The organism is Methylorubrum suomiense, assembly GCF_022179765.1.
Lineage (GTDB): Bacteria > Pseudomonadota > Alphaproteobacteria > Rhizobiales > Beijerinckiaceae > Methylobacterium > Methylobacterium suomiense.
The window spans coordinates 187,092-211,595 of sequence record NZ_BPRE01000003.1; the positions used below are offsets into that span (position 1 = coordinate 187,092).

The following is a 24,504-nucleotide window of genomic DNA, read 5'->3' on the forward strand; positions in this document are numbered from 1 at the left end:
CCGGCGCGCGTGCCTTCGGGAGAATCGTTCCTCGGGCCCGGAACCTCATCCCGATCATGCCGCCCGCACGATCAGAGGAAGGCGATTGCGCCCGGAACCGGGTGTCGGCGGGGTTGTGCTCCTCGCGCTCTGATTGAGATTTGGCCAATCGCTCCGCAAGTCTGGCGAGACACGAAACCTTCGCCTCACCCGGGCTGAACGTGAGACAACCCAACAAGAGGGTGAATCCTGCAGGTTTGTTGCGCTGCGGCGACGTTTCCCGCTTGACGGCTGTTCAAGTCGGCAGGATATTTCTCATCAAGAAAGGTCAATTCCTTTCAAGAACACAATCGGAGGAGGTCGCCATGCAGGATCCCCGGGTCTCTGCCATGTTCGGCCGCGACAAGGCCGCGGCCATTCTGGCGGTCTGCGTCGTCTGGCTGGTCTACGCCTTCACCTTCTGGACCATGCGCGAGGCGATCGCGGCCGCGGGGCTCACGGGGCTGATGGTCGGCGTCGGATTGTGCGTCGTGCTGCTCAACACCGCCGCCGTCGCCGCGATGATCCGGCATTACGGCGAGGATCGCGCCGCGATCTACGGGATGGACCTCTACTATCTCGACCAGCTGCGGGCGCTCCGCCGCAAGGGGGAGATCTGACATGGCCCATTCGGATAGGGCCAGCCTCCCCGTGGCCGGATCCCCTCCCCCCTCCGCTCCGTCCGGCCGCATGCCCTACGAGCCGCCGGCCCAATCGGTCGCCGGCCAGATCGTCGACGCGCTGCTGATGCTGGTGCTCGTGGTCATCACCCTCTACCTGCCGCTGCTGCTCAAGCTCGCGGGCGGGGGCACCACCACCAAAACGGTCGAGAACCCGACCTGGGAATCCCTCGGGCAGAACGCCGTCATGGCGGCCCAATGGGAGAAGCTCGACTTCACCCCCGAGAAGGCGGCCACGATCATCGGCACGCGCTTCGATTATGCCTTCAACTGGGGCGCGATGGCGTTCACCGCGCTCATCATCGTCGGCTACTTCGTGTTCCTGTTCCGCTACTCGGACAAGCAATACCGCGACGTCATCGCCGAGCGGTTCGACGGGCCGCCGCGCCCCTGAATCCCGTCCGCACCCTGCCCCCCGCGTCGCCGGCCCCGCGCGGAAACCGGTGCCGCCCCGGGAGCGCGTGAGGACGCGAGGCGCCCCGACCTCTTTCATCGACTTCGAAAGCCGAGGGATCCTGCCATGGTGGCCGTGATGAACTGGGGCGCCTGGGCGGTCGCGACCGTCCTGGCCCTGTGGATGGGCTTCGACCTGCTGCGCACCAACCGCAGCTTCGACGAGAGCTTCCTGCTCTCCTCGGAGGAGGGCGAGATCGTGGATGCCGAGATCGGCGAGACGGCGGCGAGGTCGTGATGACGAGCACCCTTCGGCCCACCGTCGAGCCCCTGGCGCCGGCCGCTGCCGTGCCGGGACCCGCCACCGCCCCGGCGGCCAAGAAGATCGCGCTCCTGCGGGTGCTCGGGCCGGGCCATGTCTGGGCGCTCGGGGTCGGCATCGTGCTGGTCGGCGAGTTCATGGGCTGGAACTTCGCCGTCGGGAAGGGCGGGCCCATCGCGGCGCTCGCCGCCTGCTGGCTCGCCGGCATCCTCTACACCTGCGTCGCGATGATCGATTCCGAGATCACCTCGACGGTCGCGGCGGCCGGCGGACAATACGCCCAGGCCAAGCACATCATCGGCCCGCTCGCGGCCTTCAATGTCGGCCTCTACCTCGTCATGGCCTACACCATGCTGGAGGTCTCCAACGCCATCGTGACGGGCGACCTGATCGAGGCCTTCGCCCACAGCCTGCATCTGGAGGGCACGGTCGACAAGCGCGCCTTCATGGTGCTGACCGTGGTGGCCCTCGCCTTCCTCAACTATCGCGGCGTGCTGGCGACGCTCACGCTCAACCTCGTCATCACGGCGGCCGCCTTCGCGGCGATCGTGGTTCTGTTCGTCGCCGCCCAGCCCTGGGCGCCGGGCGCGGTGCTGCAGCACGAGAGCCTGTTCGTCGGCCTGCCCTACGGCTCGCTCGGCATCCTCGCGGCGATGCATTTCGGCCTGTGGTTCTATCTCGGCATCGAGGGCACGACCCAGGCCGCGGAGGAGGTCCGCTCCCCCGCCCGCGCGCTGCCGCTCGGCACCATGACCGGCATGATGACCCTGCTGATCGCGGCGACGCTGACATGGTACGTCTCCACCGGCCTGATGCCCTGGGAATATCTCGGCCAGGCCGTGACGCCGCTCTACGACGCGGCCCGCCTCACCGGCAGCCGCTGGCTGGAGCTGTTCCTGTTCCTCGGCACGCTGTTCGCCACGGTGGCCTCGGCCAATGGCTGCATCAACGACGCCTCCCGCGCGTGGTTCGCCATGGGCCGCGATCGCTACATGCCGGTCTGGTTCGGGGCGGTGCATCCGACCTACCGCACCCCCTACCGGGCGATCGTGTTCTTCGTGCCCATCGCGATCCTGTTCGCGATCTCGACGCCGCTCGATCAGACCATCACGCTCTCGATCCTGTCGGGCCTGCTCGGGTACACGCTGATGGGGATCTCGATCGTGCTGTTCCGCCGCAAATGGCCGCTCGGCACGATCCAGCGGGGCTACGTCCACCCGCTCCACCCGCTGCCGGCGATCCTGCTGCTGGGATTGTGCACCGTCACCTATCTCGCGGTGTTCCTCGGCTACGGCACGCAGCTGCTCGCCATGATGGCCTTCTACATCGCGGCCTCCGCTTGGTTCGTGCTGCACCGCTACAAGTATGTCCGCCGCGGCGAGCAGTTCACGATGCCCTGGCCGAAGCCCAAAGGGTATTGAAGGGGCTCCTGAGCCGATGCTCGCCGCCGCTCTGGTCGCCGCCTCGATCACCCTCGCCGCCGCCCTGCTCTGCGGGCGGCAGGCCCGGCGCGCGGCGGCGTGGCGGGCCGGGCTTCTCTCGGAATGCGCGGCGCGGCTCGACGCAGCGCGGCTCGGGCGCGACCGGGCCGGGTTCGCGACCCTCGACGGCGGTCACGACGGGGCACCCGTCGCCGTCCGGCTGATCCCGGAGGCGCTGGTGCATCGTCGCCTGCCGCAGCTCTGGCTGTCCGTGAGCCTGCGCCTGCCGCTGCCCGTCGAGGCCACCCTCAACGTGCTGCGCCGGCCCGCGGGCGCCGAATTCTACGCCCCCGCCGACCTGCCGCGGCGCTTCGATCCGCCGTCGGGCTGGTCCGCCGACACGCTGGTGCGCGGCACCCCCGGCGCCGAGGCGCTGCTCCGCCCCATCGCGCCGATCCTCGCCGACATCCTGGCGGATCCCCGCATCAAGGAGGTGCTGGTGACGCCGCGAGGCCTGCGCCTCGTGGTGCAGGCGGCGGAGGGCGGGCGCGGCGCCTACCTGCTGCTGCGCGGCAGCCGGTTCGACCTCGACCATGTCGCGCCCGCGCTCCTCGACGGCACCCTCGACGCGGCCCGGCAGCTCGCCCAAGCTCTGTCGCGAACACGATCGGAACCCATCGCCCATGCGCGCGCCGCCTGATCCGTGCCACGTCCTCCTGGTCGCGGCGCTCCTGCCCGGCATGGGCCATGTCTGGATCGGCCGGACGACCCGGGGCCTCGGCTTCGCCCTCTTCGCCCTTCTCGGCTTCTGGCTCACCACGAAGTTCGCCGCCCCCGAGGCGAGCTTCGTCGGGCGCCATGCCGGCGGCTTCTTCGTCTGGGCCCTGTCCCTGACGGACGCCTATCGCGGCGCCCGGCTCGACCGAGCCCGGTTCGAGCGGGGCGTATGAGGCGCGGGCAGCCTTCCGACACCCCGTGGCCCGTCGTGTTCGTCGGCCCGTCACGACGGCTCGATCCCGCCCGATGCAAGCGTCCTCGACAGATCGCGCTTCGACCGAGCCAGGCCGAAGCCGGGCTATCGACGCGGGTTCCGAGCTAGAATCGACCACGAGTTCCGATCATGAACGTGCGGCCGGTCTCGATTCGCGCGACACGGCTGATGCCTGCAGGCACCGCTTCAAACTCATCCCGTGCCTGTCCGAGAATATTCTCGACCGAAGCGTAGAAGGACATGTTGGCATCGATCGCCTTCTCGATTCGCGCGTCCCAGAAGTAATTGGTGCGTAGTTTCTTGTAGAGCAGGCTGCCACTCCCCTGATAGCTCAGGATCGTCCGGGGCGTGATCCAGCTCAGTGATGAGGCGAGTTGCAGACCTGTGGCTTCATCGACCCAGAGTACGCCCCAATTGCTGACAAAGCGCGCCGTTTCACTGAAGCGCCGCGGGCCTGTGGCGGGATCGTAGACCTTGCTGTCGAGGAAGGTCTGGTTTGCCGTCAGCGTCAGCGGCGCGAGCCACGCATATCCGAGAAGCGCTGCGTTGAGCCTCTGTTCGAGTTCGACGCCGCGGACCCGGCCGTTGCCGACATTGCGCGTTCGGAACCGGTCGCGCGTGATCTCGACGCTCTCGATGACGTCATCGATCTCTCGGTGGAACAGATTCACGCCGAGGAAAGCGTACGGGGTCACGTAGGCCAAGCCGGCGTCATACGACCAAGCGCGCGCGGGCTTCAGATTGGGGTCTCCCTCGTAAAGTCGTTGACCCCGGCGGGTGATGCCCGGTGCAATCTCCTGAAGCTGCGGACGATTCAGCTGGCGCGACACGCCGGCGTTCAGGCGCACCGCGTCCGTCAGCAGGTAACTGGTGTGGAACGAGGGCAGCAGATCCCGACCCTCGCGACGGGCTGCGATGCCGTTGCCTCGGAGATCATTCTCGATCTGCTCGTAACGCAGTCCTGGTGTGAGATCGAGCCGCCCGATGCGCACCCTGTTCTGAACGAAGCCGGCCATCAATGTCTCGCCGACCGCGTAATCCGATTCGGTCGAAGAAACGATATTGGACTGCGTACGGGAAATTTGCCCGGTGGCTGTCGTACTGTCGATATTTCGGTCCGAGTTGCGTTCGAGCCGGCGCAGCGACACCCCATATTTCAATTCATGTTCGCCGCCGAGTTGGTACAAGGTCGTTGCTTTTGCCGACAGATCGTATTGTTTGTCCTCGATCTTCGATTTTTCGAGATAGCCGCCGGTCGCAATCAATTGGTTGCTGACCGACCGCCCCCTTACCCGCGAATCGTAGTTCGCGAGCGAGTAGGAGGCATCGAGCTGCAGAAACAAGAGCGGAGAGAAATGCTGCTCGAAGCTCAATGCGTTGTGACTGAGTGTGCTGGTTTCGGTCGACCGGGTCAGTTCCCGTCCATTCAGCTCCCGCGTCAGACGGCGATAGACGTCGCGCCTGTTATTCGGAAGAAAAACGGTCTCGTTGAAATACAACGATTTCGCAACGAAGCTGCCGCCCTTCCAGCCCCAACCCATCTGACCCATCATATCGATGTTGCCGATGTCTTTCACTTCCCGTTGATCGATGATCGTGCCCCGACCGCCCGGTCCGCCGAAATAATTGAACTCCGAGAAATCCTTGATCTTGCTGATGCGGCGCTGATCGACGTTGATCGCGCCGAGGACACCGAAGCCGCTGTCGAACAGGCGACTTCCCGCGACGGAAAATTGTCCGTGCCGTCCGTCGATGATCTTGTCGACGCCGCCGCTTCCGCCGCGGATCTCGAGGTGATTGCCCGTGGGCATGCGTCGTGTCCGCAGCGAGATCCGTCCGCCGATGCCATCCGCCTCGTTTTCCGCTCCCGGATTGCGGATGATCGAAGCCTCCTCCAGCAGGAAGGTCGGCACGTTCATGAGTTCGAAGCTGCGGCCTCCGGCAGAGGATGGCACCTGCACCCCATCGATCGAGACGCGGGTGTAGTCCGGCGTGAGCCCGCGCAGGCCGAACGCCTTCTTCTCGCCGGGTGGGCCCGACACCTGAACGCCGGGCATGCGGGCAAGCGCGTCACTCACACGATCCGAGGGCAGCAATTCGAGATCTTTCCGATCAACCGTCACGGTCGGAACCGGCTCGGTCAGCCGATAATGCTCGACGCGGAGACCGCCCTCTCGCATCAGGCCGCGTCGGACTTCGATGGTATCCAAATGAACTGCGGGATAATCTTGGGCCGTGGCTGAACTGACGGACGCAACGGCAAGCATCAGCATCGGAACGCCCCTGGGGGCGAGAGCATGCCTCATGGAGGTGTCTCCAAATCGAATTTTGTTTGATGAACCGGCGGGCAGCGAGATGCTGGCGGAGCGAAATGCTTCTGGCCGGCCGTCGTTTTGGCGTTGCTTTCGGGATGTGCGGATTTATGCCCGGAGAATCGCCCGATTCATCTCGGCGATGCTTGTATCGTCTGGGCGGCGAATGCTTGGCGCCGGAAATCAGCCGTTAATGGGCGATAATTCTCAAATTTTGTCGAGTCAACACCAGTATAAAATATTATAGTTATACTAATGACAAATATCTGCCCGTTTCATATAGAAGTTCGATCTGATCTATGCCTCATCAGTATGGTAGGATGCATCGCACTGTACTGGTGTGGCTTGAAGTTGATGAATTTACCTCGATGAACATAAATAACTTAATATGAGCGTATGCATGTAAATATGACTATGGTTTCTCTGCAGTTTTCGAGGCGAGGCAGCAATATGTAGATTTTTATTGTAGTCGAGAGAAGCATAAATACGGTTTCTTCGATTTTGATGGAACAGAGGTGCTCTGGAAAACTACGGCTCAGTGCTGTGGTCTCTCATGCCCCGATCAATGGCCGCTTGGTTCGTTCTCAACGGTGGCGTGGGCATTTGGTGCGCGTGAGGCTGTGGCGAGATTTATCGTTGCCGCAGATATCGCAGGACCCGATTGCATCATGCAATCGACGAGGTCGGGAACTGAAGACGGAGGGTAAATCGTCGAGCAAAAGAGAGGCATCAATAATATGTGCATGTAATTTCCTCAAAAATAATAAGGCAATATGCGGTGAATTGCGCAACCTAAAAACCAAATATAGTCTGGATATTTTTGTGTATTTCATTTGACGTCGAGCGCGGTTCACGTATAGCGATTATTAATCTATCCGTCTTTTATAAACTGGAACCATGTCGCGATAATATCTTTCTGAGATCAATTTGTTGATGTTCGTGTGATGAGTCCGAATATCAGTTGACATAGGCGTGGCGGCCCGAAATAGTCGGCGTGGGGATGCAGACTCGCAACCCTGGGCCCGGACGCATTGAAATTTGGCGCGTCCGTTTTTCGAGACATTCCATGACATCGTTAGAGCGTTTCGCGCGCGTCGAAGTAAAATCGACGTGGCGCATGGGCGACGATCTTTGGATTGGTACCAAGATTGGCTTGTTCAAACGTGTGCCGGGCAGCGACTTGATGCCGATTCCCGGCCATCTCCCCGTTGAGATCAGAGGACTCGGACCTTCCGCCGACGGCTTTCTTTATATCGAGGCTGATTCTGCCGGCGATCAGATCGTCATGGCCGATGCTGCGGGCGCCGTTCGCCGCCGATTGCCCGGGCCGAAGGGGGAGAAGCTCGTATCTGCGTCGGCGCTCCGCGGATGCATCCTCGTTGCGACCAAGACAGGCCTGTTCCGCGAAAAGGAGGACGGCTGGGAGCGGCTATACGGAGGTGAGGACAGCATCGTCACGGCCGTACACGAATTGTCGGACCGTATTTCTCTGTTCGTGAAGAAGCAGGGGGGCGAGCGTAAGCCGGCGCTGGTGGAAAGCTTCGATGACGGGCTCACGTGGCAGATGACGGAATCGGACGATTACGGTGACACGATCATCGCCGTGAGCGAAACGTCCATCGTCACGAAGTGGCGCGGGGCGCGCCTGCGCGGCAGCGGAAAGGGCGGATACAAGAAGCACCCAATCACCGCGGCGGAATTTTATGCCGGATCGATTCTCGTCGTCGATGGTGACAAGATCGAGATCGCCGGACCCGGCCGACGCAAGATGGAGGTCTTCCACCCTCGCGTCGCCGAAGCGGAGCAAGTCCATCTGGTGCCGGACGGACTCTTCGTCTCCGGCGCCCAGGGCGCCTATGTCCTCGATCCGCTCACCGGCTCGTTGCGTGACTTGGCGGCCGATGTCACGGCCACGGTGCCGGTCGGCAAGCGCAAGAAGCTGTTCGCCCTCGACGAAGGTGTCGTGCTGGCAGCCTGCACCTTCGGGACCTTCACCAGCCGCGACGGCGGTGCGCACTGGGTGAAATCCGATGCGGAGTGGGACGTGCTCGATGCCGAGCACGCCGCGCGCGGTCCGAATGGCGAGTGGTACATCCTCTGTCAGCGCGGGGTTTTCGTGACGCGCGACAATGGCGGTCGGATCGATTACTTGAAGCCGAAGCTTCCCCACGGCAGCCGTCACTTCGGTGAGTTTCGCGCACTGGCCGTGGGCGGCAATACCCTCTGGCTCGGCACGAAGGCTGGCTTGTTCGCTGCCTCGATCGAGCGGCCTGAGCATCTCGCTCCGGTTGATGCCTTCGGCGTCAAGCCGGTCGATGCTTTGGCGATCGAGGGAGACCGGTTGCTCGTCGCATTGGAAGAGGGTGGCATCTACGAACGGCCGCTCGCCGGCGGTGATCTCTCCCGCCGGAGCGACGTGACCCTCAAAGAGGGCGTGATGATCCATGATGGCGGATCGCTTCTCCTCGTCGATGAGCGCGGTGTGTCCACTCCGGACCAGGCGGCGACCATTCCGGCCATCGGTGGGCTGCACGGGTGCCGGGTGACGGCAAGCGGCACGCGCATTCTCGTCTGGAATGGCCAGGAAGCGTGGAGCAAGGCGCGGGACGAAGCCTGGGTTCAGGTCGGGGCTTGGCCGCAGGGCGTACGCAGCGTCGCCCTGCTCGGCGCGGCGGCTTTGGTCACGGACAGGGACAGCATCGGGGCCGTTTCTCTCGCAGCGGCCTGACCGTTTGGCCCGGAGGCGCACGTCTCCGGGCCTCCGGCTCCACGTTCGGTCACAGTCATGATCTCGATGCTCATGCGGGTGCGCTGGCTGATCCTGGCGCTCATGGCGGCGCTCGCGTTCAGCGCATCTGTGGAGCCCGCCTTCGCTTGGATCGCGGGGGAGGCCGTGCGCGCCTTGCGGGCCACCGACGCGACGATCCTATCGATCGCCTATGCGGTCGGGCCGAGTTACGCCTTGATCGGATCGCTGCGCGTCGTTGCGGAATTCAGCGAACGGATCTTGTCGAAGGCAGTCGACGGCCGGCTGCTTCTAGAGCTTCAGCGCGTGTACATGACACGCGCGCCGTCGGATCGAACGACCGACGACATCTCGAATCTGCTCTACACGGCGGAGGTGGCCAAGCGCGGTTACGAGGTCGTTTATAAGGATTGCTGGCGCATTCCCGCGCAAGTCGTCGCCGTCGTGATCTGGCAATTGTCGCTGTCCCCCGATCTGGTGCCGCTGTTACTGTTGGCTGCCCTCCCTGCGGTGGCCAGCGTCTGGCTGGTCGGGCGTCGACTGGAGCACGTGGCCAGCCAGATTCTCGTCTGGCAGAAAACCATTGCCCATCTCACGCAGCGTCGTGATCCGGTGAAGTTCCTGTCTACACAGGAGGCCATCTTCAAAGGGACGATCCGGATCGCTGTCCTGCGCTGGCTGACCGAACGCGGCCTCGATGGCGTCCTCTGGGTCGCCGTCATTCTGTGCGGCGGGCTAATGGTGCAAGTGTTCCCGTCCTTGCTGCCGGGCAATACATCGATCGCCGACGCGGCGGCCCTGCTCATCAATCTGGGTCTCTTGATGAAGCCGTTATCCGATACCGGCAAAGTCTATGCGAAATGGCGCAAAGCCGCGCCTGCGGTCAAGGAAATGCTACCGCGTTCGATGGGGAGCGCATCGGTCGGTGAAGCGGCCCATCGCACCACCCTTGCTGTGGATCGTGAGCTTTCGTAGCCAGCCTCCGGCGAGGCCATTCGTTCCGTCGCCAGACATTGCTGCGACGGCATGATGTGATTTGGCGGGGTGTCGCGACGTGCCCGAGTCAGCGTCTCCGGCGGCAGCGAGACACACGGCCCGATGTGCCCTCGCTGCTCTGATTTCCACCAGTTCCCTCAGACGCGTCCTCGCGCGCCGGGGCGACCGGCGACGCGCGTCGCGTCGCCGGCCGATAGCCTACTGCGTGATCTCGTTGCCGGCGTAGTCGATGGTGCCGGACGGTCCCTTCTTCCACTCGTAGATCACGTAATCCGGCCGGGTGATGTCGCCCTTCTTGTCGTAGGCGATGTCGCCGATGGCGGTCGTGGTCGGCTTACCCTGGTGCAGGTAGGCCGCGAGCTTCTCGCCCTCGGTCGAGCCGGTGGCCTCGACGGCCTTCGCCAGGATCTGCACGGCGGCGTAAGCGTAGAGGGTGTAGCCCTCCGGCTCGATGCCCTTGGCCTTGAAGGCGGCGACCACGTCCTTGGCGGCGGGGTTCTTGCGGGCGTCCGGTGGGAAGGTGGTCAGCGTCCCCTCGGCGGCCGGGCCGGCGATGGCCACGAGCTCCCGGTCGACCATGCCGTCGCCGCCCATCAGCGGCGCCTTGAGCCCCTGGTCGCGCATCTGGCGGATGATCAGGCCGGCCTCGGTGTAGTAGCCGCCGAAATAAACCAGGTCGACGCCGTTCTGCTTCAGCTTGGACACCAGGGCCGAATAGTCCTTCTCGCCCGGATTGATGCCCTCGATCAGGGCCTCCTTGCCGCCCTTGGCCTTGAACACCTTGAGCGTCTCGTCGACGAGGCCCTTACCGTAGGGGGTCTTGTCGTGGATGAAGGCGACCTTCTTCCCCTTGAGCTTGGTCGCGAGATACTCGCCCGCCATCGCGCCCTGCTGGTCGTCGCGTCCGCAGGTGCGGAAGGTGCTCCACATCCCGCGCTCGGTGAACTTCACGTTGGTGGAGCCCGGGGTGATCTGGATGATGCCGGCATCGAGATAGACGTCGGAGGCCGGGATCGAGACGCCGGAATTGAAGTGGCCGACGACCATCTTCACGCCCTCCGAGGCGAACTTGTTGGCCACCGACACTCCCTGCTTCGGGTCGGAGGCGTCGTCGCCGGTGGAGAGTTCGAACTTCTGGCCCTTCACGCCGCCGGCCTTGTTGATGTCCTCTACGGCCTGGACGACGCCGTTGCGCACCTGCGCCCCGAAGGCGGCGCTGTTGCCGGTCACGGGGCTGCCGACCCCGATCTTGATCTGAGCCTGCGCTGCCCCGCTCAGGCCGAGGCCGAGCGCGAGGCCGGCCAGCACTGTGAAACGCTTCATGGTGTCCCCCTCAAATCCACCGCGTCGTCTTGCACGGCGCATGCCCTTATCCCTCCCCCTCCTTCGAGACCGCGTCGCGGCATCTCAGGATGAGGGTGAGCGTGGGACGAAGCGCGTCGCACCATCATGGCCGCCCAGCGTCCGGGCGCTCGCGCCACGTGAACGGTCCGGTGCGGGCATAGAGCCAGCGGTACTGCGTCGTCATCTGCCGCGCCCGCGTCACCCGGAAGGCCGCCGAGCCGATGGCCAGCACCACGAGCGCGTCGATGGCGAAGTACGGCACCGAGAGCAGCGTGCCGGAGAACAGCGCGAAATGGATGAAGCGCACCGCCGCCGCGACGCCGAGCAGCGCCGGCAGGCAGGCGAGATAGGGCCGCCAGGCGAGCGCCACGGCGCGGGCCGCCATCCAACCGGCCCAGCCGCCCATCGCCACGGTGACGAGGAGGAAGGGCAGGATCGAGTCCGCCTCGTGCAAGATGCCTTGGAAGATGCCCTGGAACACCGGCTAGACTCCCGCCCCTGCCGGCGCCGCCGGGGCGTGGCCGCCCTCGAGATAGGCGGCCTTGATCGAGGGATCGTCGAGGAGCGCGCGGGCCGGACCGCTCAGGGTGATGCGCCCGTTGACCAGCACGGAGCCGCGATGCGCCAGCTTGAGGGCGTGGTAGGCGTTCTGCTCCACGAGGAAGATCGTCATCCCCTCCTCCCGGTTGAGCGCCGAGATCGCGCCGAAGATCTGCTTCACCACCAGCGGGGCGAGGCCGAGGGACGGCTCGTCCAGCATCAGCAGGCGCGGCCGGCTCATCAGGGCGCGGCCGATGGCGAGCATCTGCTGCTCGCCGCCCGACATGGTGCCGGCGCGCTGCGACAGGCGCTCCTTGAGGCGGGGAAACAGGGTGCAGACCTTGTCGAGATCCTGCGCGAAGTACCGGCCGCCGTGGAGCGCGGCGCCCATCTGCAGGTTCTCCAGCACGCTCATGCGGGGAAACACCCGCCGCCCCTCGGGCGATTGGGCGAGGCCGAGCCGGGCGATGGCGTGGGTGGGCAGGCCGGTGATGTCCTCGCCCGCGAACGAAATCGTGCCGGAGCGGGCGCGGGGCGCGCCGAACACCGTCATCATCAGGGTCGATTTGCCGGCCCCGTTGGCGCCGATCAGGGTGACGATCTCGCCCGCGTTCACGTCGAGATCGACGCCGCGCAGGGCCGCGACGCTGCCGTAATAGGCGGAAACGCCGCGAAGGCTGAGGAGCGGGGCGCTCACGGGCGCGCCTCCTCGGCCACGGGAATCGTCAGCCCGACCTCCGCATCGACCTCGGCGATCTCCTCGTCCTCGACGCCGAGATAGGCGGCGATGACCTTCGGATCCTCGCGGATCTCCCGCGGCGGACCGTCCGCAATCTTCTTCCCGTAATCCAGCACGACCACGTGGTCGGAGATCTCCATCACCACCGCCATGTCGTGCTCGATCAGGAGCACCGAGGTGGCGTGCTCGTCCCGGATATGGCGCAGGAGCCGGGCGAGGTCGGCCGATTCCCGCGGGTTGAGCCCCGCCGCCGGCTCGTCGAGGCAGAGCAGTTCGGGCCCGGTGCACATGGCGCGCGCGATCTCCAGCCGACGCTGGTCGCCGTAGGGAAGGTCCCCCGCCGGATCGTCGGCGCGGCGGAGGAGGTCGATCCGCTCCAGCCACGCACTGGCCTTCGCCACCGCCTCCCGTTCCGCCCGGCGGTAGCCCGGCAATCCGAGGAGGCCGAGCAGGGTGTAGCCCGAGGCGCGCATCAGGGGGGCGTGCTGGGCCACCATCAGGTTTTCCAGCACGGTCATGCCGGAGAACAGGCGGATGTTCTGGAAGGTGCGGGCGACCCGGGCCCGGCGGTTCACCGCGTGGTTCGGCAACCGCTCCAGGAGATGCGCGGCGCCGTCGGCGTGGCGCAGCGTCAGCATGCCCTCGCTCGGCCGGTAGAAACCGGTGATGCAGTTGAAGACCGTGGTCTTGCCCGCCCCGTTGGGGCCGATCAGGGCGGTGATGTCGCCGCGCCGGGCCCGGAACGAGAGATCGTCCACGGCGGTGAGCCCGCCGAAGCGCATGGTGAGGTGATCGACGGTGAGGACGGCGTCCGGGTCGTCGGGACGGCGGGTGGCCATCAGCCGTGTCCCTCGCGCACGAGGTCCTTGCCGATGGCCCGGCGCCGTCCGAGCGCCACCGTCGGCATCCGGTCCGCGATCAGGCCGCGCGGGCGCCAGATCATCATCGCCACCATGGCCAGCCCGAACAGGAGGAGCCGGAACTCGTTCGGATCGAAGCCCTCGCCGAACACGGCCTTGAGGAAGCCGAGATTGCGCAGCAATTCCGGCCCGCCGACCATGGCGACCGCCGCCACCGCGACGCCGAGCTGGCTGCCCATGCCGCCGAGCACGACGATCGCCAGGATGATCGCGCTCTCGAGGAAGTTGAAGCTCTCCGGGCTGACGAAGCCCTGGCGCACGGCGAAGAACGAGCCGGCGAAGCCGCCGAACATCGCCCCCAGCGCGAAGGCGGTGAGCTTGGTCTTGGTGGTGTCGATGCCGAGCGAGCGGCAGGCGATCTCGTCCTCGCGCAGGGCCTCCCAGGCGCGGCCGAGGGGGAGCCGTCGCAGGCGCAAGGTCACGAGACTGGTGATCAGCGCCAGCGCCAGGATCAGGTAGTAGAGGAACACGATCCGGTGCATCGGATCGAAGGCGAGGCCGAAGAGGCCGGAGAAACCGTCCGGCCCCGCCTTGAACGGCACGCCGAAGAAGGTCGCACGCGGGATCGAGGTGATGCCCGCCGCGCCGCCGGTGACGTCGGTCCAGTTGATGAGAACGAGGCGGATGATCTCGCCGAAGGCGAGCGTCACGATGGCGAGGTAATCACCGCGCAGGCGCAGGACGGGAAAGCCCAGCATCACCCCCCACAGGCCTGCGAACAGACCGGCGAGCGGCAGGCAGACCCAGAACGACAGGCCGAACACGGTCGAGAGCAGCGCGTAGGAATAGGCGCCGACGGCGTAGAAGGCGACGTAGCCGAGATCGAGCAGGCCGGCGAGGCCGACGACGATGTTGAGCCCCCAGCCCAGCATCACGTAGGTCAGGATCAGGATGCCGAGATCGATCCAGTAGCGGGCGGGCGAGAGGCCGCCGCTGGCGAGCGCCGCGATCAATGGCAGGAACAGGGCGAAGCCCACGAAGAGCGGCAGGCCGAGGCGCGGCAGGCGTTGGCCGGCGTTGGGCTCGGCGCCAACGGGCTCGCTCGCCTGATGCGGCGACGGGGTGAGCGCCACTCGCGCCGCCCGCCGCTCCAGCACGAGGCGCTGGACGACCCGCAGGACGAAGACGGCGGCGCAGAGGCCCGCGACGAGGCCCCAGCGGGGCGTCAGTTCGAGGCCGTTGTTTCCCAGATCGGTCCGGTAGCTGACGATCGGCACGCACAGGCCGAACGCCGCGAGGGCGAACAGGCCGGCATCGCGGAGGATCGCGGCGGGCGAGGCCGACGCGCGGGTCTGGGCTGCGGCCATCAGACCTTCTCGACCTCGGCCCGGCCGAGCAGGCCCGAGGGCATGAAGATCAGGACGATGGCGAGGATCGAGAAGGCGGCCACGTCCTTGTACTCGATGGAAAAGTAGGCCGACCAGAAGGTCTCGATCAGGCCGATGATCAGCCCGCCGATCACCGCGCCCGGCAGCGAGCCGATCCCGCCCAGCACCGCCGCCGTGAACGCCTTCACGCCGGGCACGAAGCCGTCGGAGAACGAGACGACGCCGTAATAGAGCAGGTAGAGCAGGCCCGCGACTGCCGCGAGCACCGCGCCCAGCACGAAGGTGAGCGAGATGGTGCGGTCGACGTCGATGCCCAGCAGGGCGGCCATCTTGCGATCCTGCTCGCAGGCGCGCTGGGCCCGGCCGAACGGCGTCCTCTGGACGAGGTACCAGAACCCCAAGAGCAGCACGCTGGTCACCGCCATGATCAGGATCTGCTTGTAGGAGAGGGTCACGGCGTAGCCGTCGCGCTCGAACAGGGTCAGCCCGCCATCGAGCAGCGAGGGCAGCGACTTGTTGCGGGCGCCTTGGGCCACCTGCACGAAGTTCGACAGGAAGATCGACACGCCGATGGCCGAGATCAGCGGCGCCAGCCGGAATGAGCCGCGCAGGGGCCGATAGGCGATCCGCTCGACGGAAAAGCCCCAGAGCGCCGTCAGCGCCATGGTGACGACGAGGACGAGCAGGAAGGCGAGCGCGACCGAGGAAATCCCGAGCGCCGTCAGCACGAGGAAGCTGATCAGCGCGATGAAGGTCGAGACCATGAAGACGTCGCCATGGGCGAAGTTCACCATGCCGATGATGCCGAACACCATCGTGTAGCCGATGGCGATCAGACCGTAGATCGAGCCCAACGTCAGGCCGTTGATCAGCTGCTGTACGAACACGTCCATGCGGCGGCGGTCTCGCGTCCCTGACGTTCGGTGGCCCTGATGGGCTGCCTCTGGCGTCCCCGATCCGATCACGGGTTCGGCGCAAGCGTAACGGTCGCGGCACCCGACGGGAAGGGTCTTGGAGATTGTGGTGCGGCAACGTGTTGGCCGCCCCGGATCATGTCTCCCGCGGATATCGGCGCAGGCTCATCGGCGCGCGCCGCATTCCGCCCCTGCATCGCCCGCCGGGCGGTGGGGTGCCCCCGTTAAGGGATCGGGAACAGACGGTCGATACCCGTGGACGTGGTCGCTCACGAAAGATTCGAACGCATGCGTGTGTCCCGCTCCATCGGCGGTCAGCTCGGGGTCTGCTTCGCGCTGATGGTGGCCCTGGTGGCCGGGCTCGGCGCCTTCTCGCTGTGGCAGATGCGCCAGGTCAACGAAGCCGCGCGGGAGCTGCGGGACCATCGCCTGCCGATCACGCAGGTCCTCGGCAAGATCCAGGTCGCCGTCCTGCGTCTGCGCGTGAATGGGGGGCGCCTCATCACGGCCGACACGCCGGCCCTGCGCCAGGAGGTTGCCGCGACCATCGCCACGCGCACCCGCGAACTCGCCGAAATGCGCCAAAACTTCCGGGCGCTGTCCCCCAGCCCGGAAGCCGCGGCCCTGTTCTCCGGCTTCGAGACCCGATGGCAGAGCTACATCGCTCTGCAGGGCGATGCCTTCGCCCTGGCCCAGCGGGGCGACATCGTCGGGGCGCAACGCATCTACAACACCACGATGTCGGCGGGCAGCAACGCGACGCTGGCGGACTTGCAGAAGCTGATCGACGCCAACGAGAACGAGGCCCGCCTCGCCGGCGCCGCGGCGCAGGCCGCCTACGATGCGGCCAACCGTTACACTCTGCTCTTCATCGGGCTGGGCATCCTCCTCGCCGGAGCTGCCGCTTTCGGGCTCACCCTGCACGTCGCCCGCCCGCTGCGCCGGATGACCGCGACGATGAAGAGCCTCGCCGAGGGCGACGCGACGGTCGCGATTCCCGCCTCCGGCCGCCGCGACGAGATCGGCGCCATGGCGGCGGCCGTGCAGGTGTTCAAGGACAACCTGACCCGCACCCGCGCGCTCGAGGAGGAGACCGCCCTCGCCCGCGCCGATGCCGAGAGGCAGCGCAAGGCGGCGACGCGGGCCATGGCCGACGGTTTCGAGCGGGCGGTCGGCGGCCTGATCGGCGGCGTCGCCTCCGCGGCGGCGCAGCTTCAGGCCACCGCCCAGGGCATGGCCGGCACCGCGGACCAGACCGCCCGCCGCTCGCTCGCGGTCGCGGCCGCCGCCGAGATGGCCGAGACCAACGTCACCACCGTGGCGGCGGCGGCGGAGGAGCTCGGCTCCACCGTGACCGAGATCGGCCGGCAGGTCGACGGCTCGGCGGCGCTCGCGCAGGCCGCCGTCGGCGAGGCCGGCCGCAGCGCCGTCCTGGTGAAGGAACTCAGCGGCGAGGTCGCCCGGGTCGGCGATATCGTTACCATGATCTCGACCATCGCGGGCCAGACCAACCTGCTCGCCCTCAACGCCACCATCGAGGCGGCCCGCGCCGGTGAGGCGGGCCGGGGCTTCGCGGTGGTCGCCGCCGAGGTGAAGGAGCTCGCCAACCAGACCGCGCGGGCGACCGAGGAGATCACCGGCCAGATCGGCCGCATCCAGGCCTCGACCGGTCAGGCGGTCGCGGCGATCGACGGCATCGCCGCGCGCATCGGCGAGATCAGCGGCGTCGCCACCGGCATCGCGGCGGCGGTGGAGGAGCAGGGCGCGGCGACGCAGGAGATCGTCCGCAACGTCGCCCAGGCCGCCGCCGGGACCGGCGAGGTCACCGGCCATGTCACGGGTGTCGCGGGCGCGGCGAAGGAGACCGGCGCGGCGGCGAGCCAGGTGCTCGCCTTCGCGACCGATCTGTCCCGCCAATCCGAGCGCCTCGGCAGCGAGGTGGACCGGTTCCTGGCGGACGTTCGGGCGGCCTGAGGCGGGCGGGGTTCCGCGCGCACCGGGGGAGGCGCCGTCACGGGTTCAGGCGATCTCGGGCACCGCTTCGGCCTCCCCGTCCAGCACCCGGCGGGCGCGCTCCCGGTCGAGATCGCCCTCCCAGGCGGCGACCACGATTGTGGCGACGCAATTGCCGATCAGGTTGCCCAGCGCCCGGGCCATGCCGATGAACCAATCGACCGAGAGCACCAGCACGAGGCCGATGGCGGGGATCGCCGGCACGGCGTTCAGGGTCGCGGCCAGGATCACGATCGCCGAGCCCGGCACGCCGTGCGCGCCCTTGGAGGTGACGAGCGAGACGCCGAGCACCAGCATCAGGTCACCGAGCGAGAGCGGCGTGTGGGTCGCCTGGGCGATGAAGACCACGGCGAGCGTCAGGTAGATCGAGAAGGCGTCGAGGTTGAACGAGTAGCCCGTCGGCACCACGAGGCCGACGGTGGAATCCTTGACGCCCAGATGCACGAGCTTGCGCATGATCTGCGGCAGCACCGCATCCGAGGAGGCGGTGCCGAGCACGATGGTGAGCTCGGCGCGCAGATATTTCAGGAACTTGACGAGGCTGAGCCCGGACAGCCGCATCACCGCTCCGAGCACCCCGAACACGAACAGCGCGACCGCGGCGTAGAACAGGGCGACCAGCGACAGGAGCTGCGTCAGCGAGCCGATGCCGTAGCGGCCGACCGTGTAGGCGACCGCGCCGAGCACGCCGAGGGGCGCCACCCGCACGATCAGGCCCATCGCCTTGAACAGCACGGTCGAGAGCGCGTCGATCATCTCCGAGACCGCCCGGCCCTTCTCCCCGCCGACCAGCGACAGGCTCGCCCCGAACAGCACCGCGAAGAACAGCACCTGCAGCACGTCGTTGCGGGCGAGCGCGTCGAAGACAGTCTTCGGGATCACGTCGAGCAGGAAGGCCGAGATGCTCCCGCCCTGAAGCTTCTGCGCGTTGTCAGCATGCGTCCCGAGCGCCTTGGCATCGAGGCTCGCGACGTCGATGTTCATGCCGTGCCCCGGCCCGACGACCCAGGCCAGGACGAGGCCGAGCACGAGGGCGACCGTGGTCATGACCTCGAAATAGATCAGCACCTTGATCCCGACCCGGCCGACCTTCTTCAGGTCGCCCGCCCCGGCGATGCCGTGGACGACGACGCAGAACACGATCGGCGCGACGATCATCGAGATCAGCTTCAGGAAGGCGTCGCTGAGAACCTTCAGGCTCCGGGCGAATTCGGGCGCGGCGAGCCCGAGCAGGATGCCGACGAGAAGCCCCGCGATCACCTGCGCGAACAGCGACTTGTGGAGCGGCGTCCGCGCGGCTGGCAGCGCGGCGGCGGTGGTGGTCGTCATCGGGTGGCCCCTCCCCTTCATCCCGCCGCCGGGGCAGCAAGGGGAGTGCCAGGGGTCAGACCAGGCCGGTGAGGTAGTAGATTCCGATCACGAAGAAGACCGCCAGCGTCTTGATGACGGTGATCGCGAAAATGTCGCCGTAGGATTGGCGGTGGGTCAGCCCGGTGACGGCGAGCAACGTGATGACCGCGCCGTTGTGAGGCAGCGTGTCCATGCCGCCGCTCGCCATGGAGGCGACGCGGTGCATCACCTCCAGGGGGATGCCCGCGGATTGCGCGGCCTCGACGAAGCGGCCCGAGAGCGCGCCGAGCGCGATCGAGAGGCCGCCCGAGGCCGAGCCGGTGACGCCGGCCAGGACGTTGACGGTCACCGCCTCGTTGATCAACGGGTTCGGGATCGCCGAGAGCGCGTCCGAGATCGTCTTGAAGCCGGGAAGCGCGGCGATGACGGCGCCGAAGCCGTATTCGGTGGCGGTGTTCATGCCGGCGAGCAGGGAGCCCGCCACCGCCGCCTTCGAGCCCTCGACGAAGCGCGGCGCGAGGTTGCGCCAGCCCAGGATCACGGTGGCCAGGATGCCGGCGAGCAGCGCCCCCTCCACCGCCCAGATCGCCGCCACCGCCTTGACCGGCACGGTGACCGGATGGGCCGCCATCTCGGGGGTCAGCGCCGCGCTCGCCGTCTCGCCGTAGGCGGCGGTGATCCAGCCGAGCAGGAGCTTGTTGCCGATGCCGACGATGAGGAGCGGCAGGATCGCCACCAGCGGGGGGATGGTCACCCGGTCCTCGGCGGCCTGCGGCTCGTTGGCGTGGCCCTCGCCGTAGCCCTCGTCGCCGGCGCTGCGGCGGCGCCATTCGAGATAGGTGACGCCGAGCCCGAACACGAAGAGCGCGCCGATGATCCCGAGAACGGGCGCGGCGTAGGCGTCGGTCTTGAAGAAGGAGGCCGGGATGATGTTCTGGATCTGCGGCGTGCCCGGCAGGGTGTCCATGGTGAAGGTGAAGGCGCCCAGCGCGATCGTCCCCGGGATCAGGCGCTTCGGGATGTTCGAGCGGCGGAACAGCTCGGCGGCGAAGGGGTAGACCGCGAACACCGCCACGAACAGCGAGACGCCGCCATAGGTCAGGATCGCGCCGACGAGCACGATGGCGACGATCGCCCTCCCCTCGCCGAGCAGCCCCGTCACGGCGCCGACGATGGAGCGGGCGAACCCGGAAATCTCCACGAGCTTGCCGAAGACGGCACCGAGCAGGAAGACCGGGAAGTAGAGCTTCAGGAAGCCGACGAGCTTCTCCATGAACAGGCCGGAGAACAATGTCGGCACGGCGGCCGGATCAGTCAGCAGCACCGCGCCCATGGCGGCCACCGGCGCGAACAGGATCACCGAGAAGCCGCGATAGGCGATCCCCATCAGGAAGAAGAGCGCCGCGAGGCAGATCAGGAAGCTCAAAGCCGTCGTCCTCCGCGCCGACTCGCGGTCGCGCACGGGATCAATCTGGACGAAGCTCGACCGTCTTCAATGGAGCGAGAGCATCGGCCCAAAAGATGGCCTCCGGCTTTCGGTAATAAGCCGATGCGGCACGAAGCCTTACAGCGTCCGGTGCATCACCAAGGCATCGACCGGCCCGTGGACGGGATGGCGGAACACGCCCGGCAGGCGGCCGATCTCGCGCAGGCCGAGGCTCGTCCACAGCGCCACCGCGCGGGTGTTCGTCGCGACGACGAGGTTGAACTGCATGGCCGTGAAGCCCAAGCTCCGCGCCGTCTCGAACGAGTGCAGACCCATGGCCCGCGCGACGCCGCGGCCCTGAGCCTGGGAGCCCGTTGCGTAGGTGCCGTTGGCGACGTGGTCGCCCGCCCCGAGCTGATTGGCGCGGATGTAATAGGCGCCGACGATGTCAGCCCCGTCCTGCGCGACGTGGACGTGATGCCCCGGCGTGAACCAGTAGGCGAGCGCCTGCGCTCGGTCCCAGTCGCGTGGAAGGGCGAAGGCCTCGCCGGCCCGCAGGATCGGTTCCAGGACCGCCCAGATGGCGTCGTGGTCGGCAGGGGCAGCGGGGCGGATGGTGAGGTCGGTCATCGGCCACGCTTGCCGACATGACGGCGATCTCGGCAAGCCCTCCGCCGCAGGATCGTCGGGCTCTGCCCGACACCCGCCAAAGGGATGATCCCTTTGGGAACCCTGATTCCGATCAGCCGGAGACGGGATCGGGTTTCTGCGACGGCTCCGGGCGCGCGGTGTCGTCGCTCGGGATCAAGGCGATTCGGCCCCAGCCCGGCAGCTTCAGCGCCGGGCGGCGCCAGTCGAGACCGGCGACGGCGCCGAGCAGGTTGATCTCGAGGCCCTCGACCCAGCCGACGGTCAGTCCGGCATAGCCCTGGAGCGACAGGCGCAGGCCGGTGCCGCTCGGGGTGATCTCGGCATAGTGGCCCGCCGGGGTCCAGTCCTTGCCGAGCGCGGTCGGCGGCAGCGGGACATCGTTGTCGGGAATGCGGGCGACGATATGGGCCGCGAAGGTGTTCGAGTTCGGTCCCGGCCACGCCCGGTACGAGCCGAGGCTGCGGTGGGGATAATCGGCCACCGCTGCGCGGATCTGGTGAATCGCCCGCGCCGCCGCCGCGCCGTCGAGGGCCAGCACCGGCTCCGGATCGTTGCCGAACCAGCGCCCGTCCGGGGCATAGGCGTCGGTCCGCACCGGCGGGCCCCAGCCGACCACGTCGTAGCGGGTGTAGCGGGGGGCGCCGGCCTCCTTCACCACCACCCAGCTGTGATGGGCGAAGATGCCCCGCCAGCGCCCGACCCGGGCGGCGTAGACCCGCACCATCGCCTCCGGCACGGCGGAGGCCGGCGGCAGAATCCCGGCGCTCGACCAATCGGCGGACGACCAGCTCTCGGCCCGCCCGCCCTTCGCGTTCCACCACAGGGCGTGGGTCGCGAGCGGGAGCAGGAAGGCCAGGACCAGGGTGAGGAGGAGGGTGAGGGTGGCGAGGCGCAGGCTCGCGAGGACGGCGGCGGTCATGTCCCCTGCATGTTGCCGCTCGTCCCGGCGGTTCAAGCGGCGCGCGGCGGCCTGCGACCGAGAGGCGGGGCTGCCGTGTTCCGCCCCGTGCGCGCTCGCACGCACGGCCGCGTGAAACGAGTGGGTGAGGCTTCCGGGCAACGCCCGCGCGGTCTCGCGACGGGCGGGCGACTCCGCGCTTGTAACAGTGTCACGATCACGCAATGAAACATTATAACGTGGTGGGTGAAGCGTGATGCGGGTGGCGAGGCGGACCGGACGAAGCCTGTTCCTGGCCGGACTCTCGGCCGGGACGATCCTGTCCGGCGGGACGATGCCGGGCTTGGCCCAGCAGGCCACGACCCTGGAAGAGCTGAGCGTCACCGCGAGCCCGGTCCAGCCCGCCGCCAAGCCCGTGCCCGGGGCCGTTCTCCAACCCCTCCCGAGGACGCCGACCGGCGTGCTGCCGGTGGTGACCGATTCGTTCTCGTCGGTGACGGTGGTGACCCGCTCCGAGATCGAGCGCTCGCAGCCGACCCAGCTCGGCGATGCCCTGTTCGACAAGCCCGGCCTGTCGGCCTCGACCTTCGCGCCGGGGGCCGCCTCGCGCCCGATCATTCGCGGCCTCGACAACACCCGGGTGCGGATCCAGGAGAACGGCGTCGGCGTCGGCGACGTCTCGGAGCTGTCCGAGGACCACGCGGTGCCGATCAACCCGATCGCCGCCGACCGGATCGAGGTGGTGCGCGGCCCCGCGGCCCTGCGCTACGGCAGCCAGGCGATCGGCGGCGTGGTCGCCGCCGAGAACAACCGGGTGCCGACCTTCATCCCCGTGGGCGGCATCGCCGGGCGGGTCACCACCGGGTATTCCAGCGTCGACAACGGCTACAACACGGCCGCCAGCGTCGATGCGGGCGCGGGCAACGTCGCCGTCCATGCCGACGGCTTCCGCAGCCAGGGCGACAGCTACAACACGCCCGCCGGCATCCAGGCGAACTCGCAATACGTGTCGCAGGGCGGCGCGGTCGGCTTCTCGGTGATCGGCGATCGCGGCTTCGTCGGCATCTCCTACAGCCATTACGACGCGCTCTACGGCATTCCCGGCGGCGGCTCGGCGGAACGGCGCGTGCTGCTCGATCCCGTCCAGGACCGGCTGCTCGCCCGCGGCGAGTACCGGCCGCTCGAAGGGCCCTTCGCGGTGATCCGCTTCTGGGCCGGCGGCTCGGTCTACAAGCACAACGAGAGCGGCCTCGAAGACGACGGCCTGCGCACCATCGGCTCGACCTTCAAGAGCCGCGAGGTCGAGGGGCGGGTCGAGGCGCAGCACGTGCCGGTCGATCTCTCCTTCGGCGTGCTCACCGGCGCCGTCGGCATCCAGTCGGACCGGCGGGTGCTCGGCACCTCCGGCGAGGCGGGCGGGCTCATCGCGCCGACCGACGCGCGGGCCAATGCCCTCTACCTGTTCGAGGAGCTGGCGCTTCCCTCGGGCACGCGCGTCCAGGCGGCGGGCCGCATCGAGGGGACGCGGGCTGCCGGCACGGCGACGAACTTCCCCGGCGACTACCTGCCCGGGCCGGTCGATCCGCTGGAATACGACCGCCGCCGCCGCTTCGCACCGAAGAGCGCGAGCTTCGGCGTGCTGCAGGATCTGCCCTACGACTTCGTCGGGAGCCTGACGGCATCTTACGTCGAGCGCGCGCCCTCCGTGCTCGAGCTCTATTCCCGCGGGCCGCACGAGGCGACCGAGACCTTCGAGATCGGCGACCCGAATCTGAAGCTGGAGCGCGCCCGTACCCTCGAACTCGGCATCCGCCGGGCGGTGGGCCCCCTGCGCCTCGACGCCACCGGCTACATCACCCGCTACACCGGCTTCATCTACAAGCGCGAGACCGGCACGTTCTGCGGCGACGAATTCTCGACCTGCGGGGCCGAGGACGAGCTGCGCCAGATCGTCTACACCCAGGCCAACGCACAGTTCTACGGCGCCGAGATCGGTGCGCAGCTCGACCTGATTCCCGTCGGCAACGGATTCATCGGCCTCGACGCGCAGTACGATTTCGTCCGTGCCCAGTTCGACAACGGCAGCTTCGTGCCGCGCATCCCGCCCCACCGGGTCGGCGGCGGCGCCTATCTGCGGGCCGACGGATGGTACGCCCGCGTCTTCCTGCTCCACGCCTTCGCCCATACCGAGACCGCGCCGATCGAGACGCCGACGCCGGGCTGGGACGATCTGCGGGCGGAGATCAGCTACACGAAGCCCCTCGATCCGGCGGTCTACGGCGCGAGCGAGATCACCCTCGGACTCCAGGGCCGCAACCTCCTCGACGACCGCATCCGCAACTCGGCCTCCTTCAAGAAGGACGAGATCCTGCTGCCGGGCCGGAACCTGCGGCTCTTCCTGACGGCGCGGTTCTGACGATCACTCTCGACGAGAACGCCGCCGCCATTCCGGGTCCGCCTGCGGCGCCCTGGAATGGCGGCGCAGGATCGAGGAAGGGGGGC

21 protein-coding genes are annotated in these 24,504 nt (G+C 67.4%); 10 read left to right on the forward strand and 11 right to left on the reverse strand.

Features of this window, described 5'->3' with window-relative positions; translation table 11 throughout:
- Nucleotides 1-344: 344 nt before the first annotated feature.
- From MFF26_RS06280 to MFF26_RS06305, 6 genes are all read left to right on the forward strand, one after another.
- Nucleotides 345-638 (forward strand): hypothetical protein, encoded by a 294-nt coding sequence (locus tag MFF26_RS06280; protein WP_137831011.1) that lies wholly within the window; start codon nucleotides 345-347, stop codon nucleotides 636-638.
- A gap of 70 nt (nucleotides 639-708) precedes the next feature.
- Complete coding sequence (locus tag MFF26_RS06285; RefSeq protein ID WP_137831037.1) at nucleotides 709-1,092, forward strand: hypothetical protein; 384 nt, start codon at nucleotides 709-711, stop codon at nucleotides 1,090-1,092.
- Nucleotides 1,093-1,218: 126 nt separating this feature from the next.
- A complete protein-coding gene (locus tag MFF26_RS06290; RefSeq protein WP_171015545.1) occupies nucleotides 1,219-1,389 on the forward strand; it encodes a hypothetical protein in 171 nt (56 codons plus the stop codon).
- On the forward strand, nucleotides 1,389-2,834 hold the full coding sequence (locus MFF26_RS06295) for an APC family permease (protein ID WP_238307761.1): 1,446 nt from the start codon (nucleotides 1,389-1,391) through the stop codon (nucleotides 2,832-2,834). Before MFF26_RS06290 ends, MFF26_RS06295 begins: the two co-directional genes overlap by 1 nt.
- Nucleotides 2,835-2,850: 16 nt before the next feature.
- Nucleotides 2,851-3,534, forward strand: a complete 684-nt coding sequence (locus MFF26_RS06300) for a hypothetical protein (RefSeq protein ID WP_238307762.1) — start codon at nucleotides 2,851-2,853, stop codon at nucleotides 3,532-3,534.
- Nucleotides 3,518-3,784: a hypothetical protein gene (locus MFF26_RS06305; protein WP_137831013.1), complete on the forward strand. Its 267-nt coding sequence runs from the start codon at nucleotides 3,518-3,520 to the stop codon at nucleotides 3,782-3,784. Before MFF26_RS06300 ends, MFF26_RS06305 begins: the two co-directional genes overlap by 17 nt.
- A 145-nt stretch (nucleotides 3,785-3,929) precedes the next feature.
- On the opposite strand, the gene MFF26_RS06310 is transcribed toward MFF26_RS06305, so the two are convergent.
- Complete coding sequence (locus tag MFF26_RS06310) at nucleotides 3,930-6,098, reverse strand: TonB-dependent receptor plug domain-containing protein (protein ID WP_171015546.1); 2,169 nt, start codon at nucleotides 6,096-6,098, stop codon at nucleotides 3,930-3,932.
- Nucleotides 6,099-7,137: 1,039 nt separating this feature from the next.
- Between MFF26_RS06310 and MFF26_RS06315 the strand changes: the two genes are divergently transcribed.
- Nucleotides 7,138-8,865 (forward strand): hypothetical protein, encoded by a 1,728-nt coding sequence (locus MFF26_RS06315; RefSeq protein WP_137831015.1) that lies wholly within the window; start codon nucleotides 7,138-7,140, stop codon nucleotides 8,863-8,865.
- Nucleotides 8,866-8,922: 57 nt separating this feature from the next.
- Entirely contained in the window at nucleotides 8,923-9,858 is a 936-nt protein-coding gene (locus MFF26_RS06320; protein WP_137831016.1) for a hypothetical protein, read from the forward strand.
- Nucleotides 9,859-10,077: 219 nt separating this feature from the next.
- Here the strand turns inward: MFF26_RS06320 and MFF26_RS06325 are convergent, their stop codons facing one another.
- The 6 genes from MFF26_RS06325 to MFF26_RS06350 form a co-directional block, all read right to left on the reverse strand.
- Nucleotides 10,078-11,202: a branched-chain amino acid ABC transporter substrate-binding protein gene (locus MFF26_RS06325; RefSeq protein ID WP_137831017.1), complete on the reverse strand. Its 1,125-nt coding sequence runs from the start codon at nucleotides 11,200-11,202 to the stop codon at nucleotides 10,078-10,080.
- A 124-nt stretch (nucleotides 11,203-11,326) separates the two neighbouring features.
- A complete protein-coding gene (locus MFF26_RS06330) occupies nucleotides 11,327-11,704 on the reverse strand; it encodes a DUF6867 family protein (RefSeq protein WP_373324372.1) in 378 nt (125 codons plus the stop codon).
- A gap of 3 nt (nucleotides 11,705-11,707) precedes the next feature.
- Nucleotides 11,708-12,460 (reverse strand): ABC transporter ATP-binding protein, encoded by a 753-nt coding sequence (locus MFF26_RS06335; protein WP_137831018.1) that lies wholly within the window; start codon nucleotides 12,458-12,460, stop codon nucleotides 11,708-11,710.
- The gene (locus tag MFF26_RS06340) at nucleotides 12,457-13,341 is read right to left on the reverse strand and encodes an ABC transporter ATP-binding protein (RefSeq protein WP_137831019.1); all 885 of its coding nucleotides are present in this window, start codon (nucleotides 13,339-13,341) and stop codon (nucleotides 12,457-12,459) included. Before MFF26_RS06340 ends, MFF26_RS06335 begins: the two co-directional genes overlap by 4 nt.
- Nucleotides 13,341-14,729: a high-affinity branched-chain amino acid ABC transporter permease LivM gene (gene livM, locus MFF26_RS06345; RefSeq protein ID WP_137831020.1), complete on the reverse strand. Its 1,389-nt coding sequence runs from the start codon at nucleotides 14,727-14,729 to the stop codon at nucleotides 13,341-13,343. The genes MFF26_RS06340 and livM overlap by 1 nt, the downstream gene beginning before the upstream one ends.
- On the reverse strand, nucleotides 14,729-15,643 hold the full coding sequence (locus MFF26_RS06350; RefSeq protein ID WP_137831021.1) for an ABC transporter permease subunit: 915 nt from the start codon (nucleotides 15,641-15,643) through the stop codon (nucleotides 14,729-14,731). The genes livM and MFF26_RS06350 overlap by 1 nt, the downstream gene beginning before the upstream one ends.
- A 309-nt stretch (nucleotides 15,644-15,952) precedes the next feature.
- On the opposite strand from MFF26_RS06350, the gene MFF26_RS06355 reads away from it, so the two are divergent.
- Nucleotides 15,953-17,638, forward strand: a complete 1,686-nt coding sequence (locus MFF26_RS06355) for a methyl-accepting chemotaxis protein (RefSeq protein ID WP_137831022.1) — start codon at nucleotides 15,953-15,955, stop codon at nucleotides 17,636-17,638.
- Between the two features lie 45 nt (nucleotides 17,639-17,683).
- On the opposite strand, the gene dctA is transcribed toward MFF26_RS06355, so the two are convergent.
- From dctA to MFF26_RS06375, 4 genes are all read right to left on the reverse strand, one after another.
- Nucleotides 17,684-19,006 carry a C4-dicarboxylate transporter DctA gene (gene dctA, locus MFF26_RS06360; protein ID WP_137831023.1) on the reverse strand — a complete coding sequence of 441 codons (1,323 nt, stop codon included), beginning with the start codon at nucleotides 19,004-19,006 and terminating at the stop codon, nucleotides 17,684-17,686.
- Between the two features lie 55 nt (nucleotides 19,007-19,061).
- Nucleotides 19,062-20,453 (reverse strand): GntP family permease, encoded by a 1,392-nt coding sequence (locus MFF26_RS06365; protein ID WP_137831040.1) that lies wholly within the window; start codon nucleotides 20,451-20,453, stop codon nucleotides 19,062-19,064.
- A 138-nt stretch (nucleotides 20,454-20,591) separates the two neighbouring features.
- Complete coding sequence (locus MFF26_RS06370; protein WP_137831024.1) at nucleotides 20,592-21,083, reverse strand: GNAT family N-acetyltransferase; 492 nt, start codon at nucleotides 21,081-21,083, stop codon at nucleotides 20,592-20,594.
- Between the two features lie 112 nt (nucleotides 21,084-21,195).
- Entirely contained in the window at nucleotides 21,196-22,023 is an 828-nt protein-coding gene (locus MFF26_RS06375; protein ID WP_137831025.1) for a DUF3750 domain-containing protein, read from the reverse strand.
- A gap of 235 nt (nucleotides 22,024-22,258) precedes the next feature.
- Here MFF26_RS06375 and MFF26_RS06380 point away from each other — a divergent pair, with 235 nt between their 5' ends.
- Complete coding sequence (locus MFF26_RS06380) at nucleotides 22,259-24,418, forward strand: TonB-dependent receptor (RefSeq protein ID WP_137831026.1); 2,160 nt, start codon at nucleotides 22,259-22,261, stop codon at nucleotides 24,416-24,418.
- Nucleotides 24,419-24,504 lie beyond the last annotated feature (86 nt).